Origin of the sequence: Sporotomaculum syntrophicum, assembly GCF_009932395.1 — a bacterium.
GTDB classification, from domain to species: Bacteria; Bacillota; Desulfotomaculia; order Desulfotomaculales; family Desulfallaceae; genus Sporotomaculum; species Sporotomaculum syntrophicum.
In genome coordinates, this window is sequence record NZ_LSRS01000001.1 from 409,060 (window position 1) to 418,307 (window position 9,248).

General features: G+C 42.7%; 8 protein-coding genes. All 8 read right to left on the bottom strand.

The genetic code is table 11. The features are described 5' to 3' along the window. Positions 1-2: 2 nt before the first annotated feature. Complete coding sequence (locus SPSYN_RS02060; RefSeq protein ID WP_161820834.1) at positions 3-671, bottom strand: corrinoid protein; 669 nt, start codon at positions 669-671, stop codon at positions 3-5. 419 nt (positions 672-1,090) lie between these two features. Then, positions 1,091-1,933 carry a GTP-binding protein gene (locus tag SPSYN_RS02065; protein WP_161820939.1) on the bottom strand — a complete coding sequence of 281 codons (843 nt, stop codon included), beginning with the start codon at positions 1,931-1,933 and terminating at the stop codon, positions 1,091-1,093. 48 nt (positions 1,934-1,981) lie between these two features. Further along, complete coding sequence (locus tag SPSYN_RS02070) at positions 1,982-3,214, bottom strand: double-cubane-cluster-containing anaerobic reductase (protein ID WP_341478842.1); 1,233 nt, start codon at positions 3,212-3,214, stop codon at positions 1,982-1,984. A 195-nt stretch (positions 3,215-3,409) separates the two neighbouring features. After that, positions 3,410-4,282, bottom strand: coding sequence for a uroporphyrinogen decarboxylase family protein (locus SPSYN_RS02075; RefSeq protein ID WP_161820835.1), 873 nt, complete (start codon positions 4,280-4,282; stop codon positions 3,410-3,412). Between the two features lie 530 nt (positions 4,283-4,812). Beyond that, a complete protein-coding gene (locus SPSYN_RS02080) occupies positions 4,813-5,589 on the bottom strand; it encodes an acyl-CoA dehydratase activase (protein WP_161820836.1) in 777 nt (258 codons plus the stop codon). A 160-nt stretch (positions 5,590-5,749) separates the two neighbouring features. After that, a complete protein-coding gene (locus tag SPSYN_RS02085; RefSeq protein WP_161820837.1) occupies positions 5,750-6,748 on the bottom strand; it encodes an inorganic phosphate transporter in 999 nt (332 codons plus the stop codon). Between the two features lie 11 nt (positions 6,749-6,759). Continuing rightward, entirely contained in the window at positions 6,760-7,374 is a 615-nt protein-coding gene (locus SPSYN_RS02090; protein WP_161820838.1) for a DUF47 domain-containing protein, read from the bottom strand. Between the two features lie 717 nt (positions 7,375-8,091). Next, the gene (locus SPSYN_RS02095; RefSeq protein WP_161820839.1) at positions 8,092-8,835 is read right to left on the bottom strand and encodes a phosphatase; all 744 of its coding nucleotides are present in this window, start codon (positions 8,833-8,835) and stop codon (positions 8,092-8,094) included. Between the last annotated feature and the right edge of the window lie 413 nt (positions 8,836-9,248).

A 9,248-nucleotide genomic window follows, 5' to 3' on the forward strand; every position in this document is an offset into this window, starting at 1 on the left:
GGCTAAGCCCCAATCTTCTCAGACTCAACTCCCATGAGCCGGTTAACCAGCTTGACCGCTTCTACCGCAGTGGCGGAATAGCCGTCCGCGCCAATCTTTTGGGCAAAAGTCGGAGAAATGGGAGCTCCGCCGACGATCACCTTTACTTTATCCCTGAGTCCCTCCGCTATCAGCATTTCAATCACTTGACTCATACCAGGCATGGTCGTTGACATTAAGGTAGACATCGCAATAACGTCGGCCTTGATTTCTTTGGCTTTATCTACAAAACTCCGCAAAGCTACATCTCTGCCCAAATCATGCATTTCATAACCGGCTGCCTCCAGCATAATGCGCACCAAGTTTTTACCAATATCGTGGGTATCCCCTTCGACAACACCAATGACGACCTTGTGTTTTTCCCGGCTTTCGGTTTTTTCCAGGTGCGGCCTCAAAACATCCAGGCCGTTATACATAGCGTCGGAACAAATTAAAAGTTCAGGAATAAAATATTCTTCCTGTTCATATAAATCGGCAGTTCTTTGCATTCCGTCTACCAAGCCTTCGGTTATACCGTCCAAAGCCGGGTAACCTGCCTCGATATATTCCTTGGCCACTCCACCGACCAGATTATCTTTCATTTCAACCACACAGTCAGACAACTCTTTTAATAGCTCTTCTTTGCTTTTCACTTTTTAATCCCCCTTATTTTTGATCGTTAAACAAGCTGTAAGGCCATGATTTTCCATGATCTATTTATTTTATTTTGATATATTTTGTATAAATAAATCATATATTAAAGACTAATAATATAAATCCTTTATTTCTATTATAGATATTTTAAATACACAGAATATAACAAATAGGTTTCTTTTATCGTAAAGTGTTAGCAGCAACGCTAGGGATACTGTCCTTTTGGGATTGGAAAAAAAGACATTATGACACTTATACCTTGATTGAGCTCGCGCTTGTTGCCTACACAGTGCCGATGCGGCTTTACTGAAAAATCGCCCTTAGATCCCAGGGATTATAATTAAACGGCAAGGGTGCAATGAAACAAGCGTTTCTTTGAACCCTTATTAATAATTGCCAGGCAAATTAAATTATCAAGCTAGCCAAACAAAGCAGCGATTTTTTTCTGGTTTATATCATTGCCAATAGCAATAACCTTAACTTGCTTAGGTTCCTCTAAATACTCCCAATTACAATATTGCGGGGTAAAATTAAAGTGAATCAATTCACCGGTATTTAGTTCCAAAATACCTTTGGCTCTTACAATAAAACCATATTCATGATTATTTAATGCAGTCAACATTTGCTCCAGATCAGGCACAGAATAATTTCTAGGTCGGCTAATCGAGAATGTTTCAAATTCATTAAGTGTATGTGAAAAGGGTATTTCTAACATAGAGACTTCCCAGTTTCCTGTCGCTTCAAATATTTCCAATAACTTATCGCCCTCATAGGTAAGCCAGTCTTCCTTAAGTATAAAGGCATTACTATTCAGGGACCTAATCCGAGCAATTATTTGCTTAGCCTCACCAGCATTTATTTTATTAAAATGGCTCAACAGAATAGTACGGGCATTAATAATTTGATCCAGATAAAATCCCCCGAAACTTTCTAAGCATGCATCAAAGGCACCAACATCCACGATGGTTATTACGTGGTTTATACAGGACTCAAGTTGAGGATGCTCAGCAACGCTTCTACAGGCCTTGATAATATCTGCCAAGCTGGCTACCCCGGAGGGTTCGATTAATATCTGGTCAGGGTGGTACTCCAGCAGCAACTCCTTAATGGCTGTTTGAAAATCCTGTGCTAAACTACAGCAAATGCAACCGCCATAAATTTCTTTAATAGGCAACTCCTCCTGAATGATATCCGCATCGATACCAACATCACCAAATTCGTTTTCTAATATAACGGTTGTGCCCTGAAGGTATGGAATGATTTTTTTAGCAAGGTGGTCTTACCAACCCCCAAAAATCCAGATACTATGTTAATCTGAGTACTCACGGTAAACCTCCCTAGCAGGTAGAGAGTTGCCGGCGGACTCCCGCTTCATCCGTTTGGTCACAGGGCTCAGCAATTCAATAAACGCGCCAAGCCTCGTATCCGTCTGGCCCTGGTCGGCGCTGGAATAGTTAGTTTCGATATACATATACGGAATCTTCATTTCCTCGTTAACTAACCCTTTTACATAATGAGATTCAATGGCAAAAGTGTGGCAGGCCGTTAAGACCACCTCAACAACCCCATCCACCTGATAATCCACTATCATCGAGCGCAAAGCCTCCATCCGCCCGGGATTGGGGCTTAAAACCGAGCAGTTTACCCTAAAGTATTTTTCGGCAATCGCCCGAACCGGCTCCTTTTCCTCATCCACTAAATCCATCATGGCTCGGGGACCGCTACAGTTCTCATAAGCAACAATATCCGCGCCTAAATCCTCAATCCGGCGGATGATTTTTTCCCGCACCCCACCGGTGGGGCAGCCCGTAATCAAAATTCTGGGTCGATTGGATTGGGTACCCTCGAGATTCTGTCTATATTCTGCTAAATACCTGGCTGTGACATCCTCCAGCCTGGCAATAATGGCTTCAGTTTCAAAAGCATACTCACTCCAATCCAAAACATTGCCGATTTCATAACCGGATATGGGGCTGGGATTAAGCTTGCCCAGTTCATACAAACCAAGTATCGCTCTACGCAGCCTATTTTCCTTTTTAATAGCCGACCTCAGCTTAGCATCGGTAATCTCTACGCCCAAATGCTGCTCAATAAACTCCTTGGCCCGTATCACCTCAGCCTCCCAAAAATCCAGCGCCAGGTCGCTTTCACGGCTGGGGGGCAGCTGCATCACATGCATGGGTTTCATTTCTCCCAGCAGTTCGTACATTTTTCTCTTGCCGTCACAGGTGGTTTCGCCAATGATAATATCGGAATTATTGAAATACGGGCAGATACCGCTCAGCGCAAAACCGTAGCTGGATTTAATCAAGGGGCACAAATTCCTGGGCAGCTTTAATTCGGCATAAGCGATTGGTTCTTCCAGGGCACCACAAAGACCCACGGCAATCGCATCGGCAGCCGAAATTAGCTCGCAGGGCGTATAAGCACAAAACATACCCACCATCTTTCTGCCCTGTTCTTTTAAGTCCTTTATTCGCGTAAAGCCGGTTTTTCTGGCCTCCAGATAATTCTCATAATCATCCGGCATCTGAATCATCATTTTACCCCTACCCTTCTTGTTTTAAACCAAAACACCTCAACCTGCATTTATCATGCGTTCAGCCATGAAATAAATCTATATTAATGGGATGACCGAATACTTTCCGGCATTGCCAATACATTCTTGAGCCGCCGAATAGATGGTATCATTAGTACATCTTTGGCAACATCAAATCCTTGTATTTAATCTAGCTGGTTAAACAAACTGTAAGGCTATAATTTTGCCATGATTTAAAACGGTCCGGGCATCTTTAATACACGCCTGCCCGATGATTTTTTCCCTGCCGATAGCCATTAAACAGGCTTCTACGTAATTAATCCTCCGGTCCAAATCTAAAGTCTTTCTTGCTGTCAACTCCAGGCTGAGCAAAATCAAGCTTGTTTTAGGGCATAAATGGATCATAAAATTGTTGTCTGCCAAAGCAGCTGCCTTTTTTAAAAACGGCACTGTAAAGTCCCTAGCGACCAGTTCCGTATACTTAGGCCCAATAATATTGACACTTCCCGCGGGGTCCGCATAGGAGACAATAGCCACCCCAGCCTTTTTCGCCTCTTTAAAAAATAAGTACAAGTTGTTTGCTAAAAAGTTGAAGATTTTCTCCACCGTCCGGGCATCCTTACGCCACGCTTTAAAGATTTTGGTAACGTCGATTAAGGAATTTAGAATGGTAAAAAAACCTGAAACTTCTAATACAACTTTCTCCCCATGTGCCTTGAGTATTTGGCATGCCTTTAATACCTCACCGATTCTTCCCTGGCTAAAATCAATCTCCTGCAATTGCAAAAGCTCTTCCTCGGAATTATACGCATAAGTTGCTACCCGGGGACCAAATTTTCCTTCGCTTAAATTAATCATACCTCCCAGAGCTTCTGCCTCTACCGTATGGCAAAAGGGTAACAGGCATACTCGGTTGCCTTCCTCTTTTTTTATGGCTAGAGAAATTTCCGCCATAATACTTGCGTTGTTATAGCTTTTCGGAAATTCCAATTTGAGGTCAGTGATAATTTTCTCGCTTATCCCCGCCGTATCGGATCTTTTACATTTATAATCCACTACCTTTTGGACCACTTTGGCACCCCCTCTAAGATACAGTCCCGATATGTGAATTGATAAATCATATTTAGTAATTAGACAATTAAATTCCTTTATTTGAGTTATTAATATTTTCCATTGAATTAGCAAGTCAAATAGTTTTCTTTTATAGGTACATGCTGCCGTAATAATAAAGATTCCTAAATAAAGCTAATTTTTGTTTTTAACCTACCGCAGAACTTTACATATGTGAAATTCTATTATGCAGCGTTAATGATTTAATATAAGTCTTGGGAAGAAACCAGGCAAAAAGCTTCGGTAAAACAGCAGAGGGTGCAAAGAAACGGTTGTTTCATTGCACCCTCACATTAACATTAGCTTCCCGCCGCCTCAACCTGGGCAGGATTGCCTCCACCCATATTTACCTCAACCTGTCCGGTCAAACTTTATCTGTTACATTGGCGTAAAAAGTGACCTTCCCCCGCTTCGTAGAGGCTTTTCTGAAAAGCTTGATAAGCAAATTAGCTGGTTTAGAGCTCTCGGTAAAATTAAATAAACAGGCCGGCTCAGGCCTGTTTATTTAATTTTTCTCGGGCAATCAGGGCTGCCCCAAGGGCACCGGCCAGACTGGCCTCCGGCACGGTAATTATTTCTTTGCCCAATGCCCGGGCGAGACAATCCCTCACCCCTTCATTTTTAGACACTCCACCTGTGAAGGTAATGCTATTTCCCGTGCCCAGCCGTTCAGCCATCGCGGCAACACGGTTAGCCACAGAGCGGTGAATGCCGGCGATAATCCGGTCCTTGCCGACACCCCGGGCCAGCAGGCTGATCACCTCCGACTCGGCAAAAACAGTGCACATACTGCTGATCTGAGCCGGTTCGACATTATCGGCCAGCTCAGCCAGCTCGCTAACTTCACAGCCCAGGGCGGCGGCCATCACCTGTAGAAATCGTCCGGTGCCGGCTGCACACTTATCATTCATGATAAAGTTAGTCACGTTTCCCGCTCCATCGGTGAGGATCGCCTTGCTATCCTGGCCGCCGATATCAATGACCAGGTCGGTTCCCGGCACCAGATAGTCGGCGCCCCTGGCGTGGCACGTGATCTCTGTGACCGCCTTGTCAATGCAAGAGAGCGAAACACGACCATAACCGGTGCCAACTATCATGTCAATATCCCTGCGAGTCAGGTCATGCTCTTGTAAGAGCCTTGCCAAAGCCTGCTCTCCCGCCTCCCGCGGGCTGTAACCCGTCGGCATCACAAAGCTTTGCCATATGTCGTCTCTCATTAAAACTACTTTGGTCATTACCGAACCGATATCCAGTCCAACTGTGAGCAAAATATGTTACCTCCTGCTATGGCTAGCTAAGGTATAGCACAGCAAAATACTACTTTATATCTGTAGACAACTAATAATAGACATAAGTTTTCCATAAGGCTTTGAAGAATTGAAATCAAATAATACTACTGTAATTATGATTCTGCCTCTCCACTACATTTCAAATAAAAATAGCAGCCACCAAGTAGAGCAGCCCGGCTATAAAGGAGGTTATGGGCAGGGTAATCAGCCAGGCGGTTACCATTTTCTGCGCCGTGCCCCATTTTACCGAATAGAAACTCTTGGCCGAACCAACGCCCATGATGGCGGAAGATATCACGTGGGTGGTGCTGACGGGCTGGCCCAGTGCGGTGGCAGTGAGAATTACCGTTGCAGAGGTTACATCAGAAGCGAAACCGCTCATGGGTTGCAGCTTAATGATTTTGCCGCCCACGGTTTTGATAATCCTCCAGCCGCCGACGGAGGTTCCCAAAGCCATCGCTATCGCGCAGGATAATTTAACCCAGAAGGGTATGTCCAGGGTTGTATGCAACCCACCGGCAATCAGGGCAAAGGTGATAATACCCATTGATTTTTGCGCGTCATTAGTGCCGTGGCTAAAAGCCTGGAACGCCGCGGTAAATATCTGCAGCAATCTAAAACCGCGGTTGGTCGGCTGAGGATTGGCATTTTTAAAGAAAAACCGTAAGACAGACATGATCACATAACCCACGGCAAAGGCTACAAAAGGTGATAAAATAAGCGCTTCAATTATGTTTACAAAACCAGCTAAATTAACCCCGGATAAACCTGCGGCAGTCACCACCGCACCGGCAAGTGAGCCAATCAGGGCATGGGAGGAGCTGCTGGGTATGCCGTAATACCAGGTGACCAGGTTCCAAAAAATAGCTGAGATTAAGGCAACTAAAACAACAACCAGGCCATTTTCCAGCACAAAGGGGTCGGCAATTTGGCCGCCGATGGTTTTGGCCACACCGGTAAAGGTTAATGCGCCTACTAAATTCATGGTAGAAGCTAAAATAATGGCTATCCGGGGAGTCAATGCCTTGGTTGATATGGAAGTGGCAATGGCATTGGCAGTATCATGAAAGCCATTGATAAAATCGAATGAAAGGGCCATCAGAACCACAATGAAAACCAGAATAATTGCTGGATCCATGCTGTATCTCCTTATGAATTACGCATTTGCAAAGATTCAAGGATGTCGGCTACATCTTCACAAACATCCGTGATCCGTTCCAGCATCTCATATAATTGCATTTTCTTAATAATCAGGATCGGGTCGTCAGTCTTTTCAAATAAACTTCTGATACATACCCGCAAAAGACTGTCTGCTTCATTTTCCAGTTCATTGATTCTAAAAACGTGTTGCATCATTTCCGGTAACTTTTTTTGTTCCAGCAGGTCCATTGCCGCCACTATTTCATGGCAGCTTTTAACAATGTTCTCAGCAAATGCTACGATATATTCGTCGGCCTGTTTAACCTGGTACAGGCACAGACGGTCCGCGCATTCCTCGATGCCGTCAATAACGTCATCGATCTTGGTGGCCAGGCCAAGGATATCTTCCCTTTCCAGCGGCGTGATAAAAGTCTTATTCAAGGCGCGAATAATATCATGGGTGTAATCGTCCCCTTTGTGCTCGAGATCTTTGATTTTTGTTGCGTATTCTTCCACTTCTCGCAAATTATTGATTTCCTCCAGGAATAGGTCACTGGCTTCTTTCAAGTTTTGGGCACTTAACATCAGGGTTGTAAAGAAAAAATCTTTCTTTTTAAATATCATTTGCATAACCTCCTGCCTTATAAGAACAGAGTTCAGCTAGTACGGGTTAACGAAAAAATAGCTAAGTTATCTTTTTAATAATGATAAATTTAGCAAAAGAATGTTAAGCTTATGTTAATTTTTTGTAAGGTTTGTAAATCAGTTAAAAGGGTACACGCCTGTTATCTGCTGCTGCGATTAATATCCCTTTGTTAACAGTCTCCTTTGTCTTTGTAATTATACCTTAGTCGCACAGAAAGTCTTTAATCTTTTTTTCGATCTGCTCAATTACTTTCATCATCATGGATCTTCAAGTCCCCAGTCTTCCTCATGCTTACTTGACAGAATAGGCAGCATACTTAACAGTCCATTATAATTACTACATCAACTCAATAACATAACTTTCATCATCCTTTACAGAATCTTGATAGTTTTAGATTGTGTTTCCGTTCCGGTATTCCCATTGGACATTTATTAATCCCTCTCATTATTACAGTATTCGCTGCTTTGTCAAGATATCTTTGCCAAACAAATCGATTAAAATAAAAAAACTGCTGAGCAAGGAGCTTATCCTTAAACCGGCAGGTTATTTCCAACTTAGTTAATTTTGCACTATATGTATGGTTAGATAGAAAAGTGAAGATTATACATTAAACATACGGTAATAAATATGTTATTCCACAGAAATTTAGCTGAAACTCTTTAAAATTAGGCATCATCTACGAGGTATTTTCAAAACTATTGGGCAAGAGCAATTTGTTCCGACTGCTGTTTGTGGAAAGCCAAGAAATCAGCAATTCTGTGTGCTGAGGCATTTAGAATCTGCTCCTTGCGTATGCCGGCTTGTAGAGCCAGAGCCAATGCATTGGTATGTTCACCAACATTATAACAAATATGAGCATCGCTGTTAATACATACTAATACATTGTGTTTTTTAGCCAGCTTGGCAAACTGATTACAAAATGTGTAGCTGCCCGGTCTTACGGTAAATGAGCTATTATTAATTTCCAGCGCCTTATTATGTTTTTTTGCTGCCAGCACTACTTCTTCGACATCAACTGGGTATTTGGGATTGCCGGGGTGCGTAATGATGTGTACGTATGGGTTTTTAATGGCTGCTATCATGGCCTGAGTATTTTCATCAATGTTGGTGCCAGTGTACCCAACCCCATTATGGAATCCTGCCAAAACGATATCCAAATAATCAGTTATCACCCGCTCCGACATATCAATATTACCCCGCATATCCAGGATATTAGCCTCCACACCCCGTAAAACCTCAACTCCCTGCATTACCCGTGGCAAAGATATCATATTCGTAAAATGATACCAGTGCGGCGCCCCCGGCATTTGCAGCCCGTGATCAGTAATGGCGACTATTTTCAAACCTTTTTGGCTGGCACTCTCGACAATTTCTTTAATAGTGCTGTATCCATGACCACTAGCGGTGGTATGAACGTGCAAATCAGCTTCTAACTTCATTAATTTATCACCTCCTTTGTTATGATTATAAAAAATGAGTTTTAATTTAGTGCGATGTTTATGTAAATTTTTCGTAATAAATCTGTAAGGTTTATTAATTGAGCAAAGAAGGTGTATTTATATTAACTAGGGACTGCAAGCTTTGCTAAGCTTACCCAAAATACATTATGCTTGACTCCCCCGGTATTATGATTTAGCATTTATCTGACTCGAGTTTGACAGTTTTCCATCATTTTTCGAATCTAACCTCCAACAAACCCAGTAAAATCAAGGGTCAATATTAGAGAAATTCAAAAAGCGTAGTGCCACGTTTTCCATATAATAACTTTTAGCATATGGATTGCCATGCTATAATTAAGGTGCCATGTATGCTAGAACAAAAACATTTAAAAATAAAGACGGTTCAACAAGAA

What these genes read in the sequence shown, in the direction of transcription:
- SPSYN_RS02070 (WP_341478842.1), bottom strand. Translation starts at nt 3,214, where the DNA reads ATGATGATTCAGATGCCGGATGATTATGAGAATTATCTGGAGGCCAGA.
- SPSYN_RS02085 (WP_161820837.1), bottom strand. Translation starts at nt 6,748, where the DNA reads ATGGATCCAGCAATTATTCTGGTTTTCATTGTGGTTCTGATGGCCCTT.
- SPSYN_RS02090 (WP_161820838.1), bottom strand. Translation starts at nt 7,374, where the DNA reads ATGATATTTAAAAAGAAAGATTTTTTCTTTACAACCCTGATGTTAAGT.
- SPSYN_RS02095 (WP_161820839.1), bottom strand. Translation starts at nt 8,835, where the DNA reads ATGAAGTTAGAAGCTGATTTGCACGTTCATACCACCGCTAGTGGTCAT.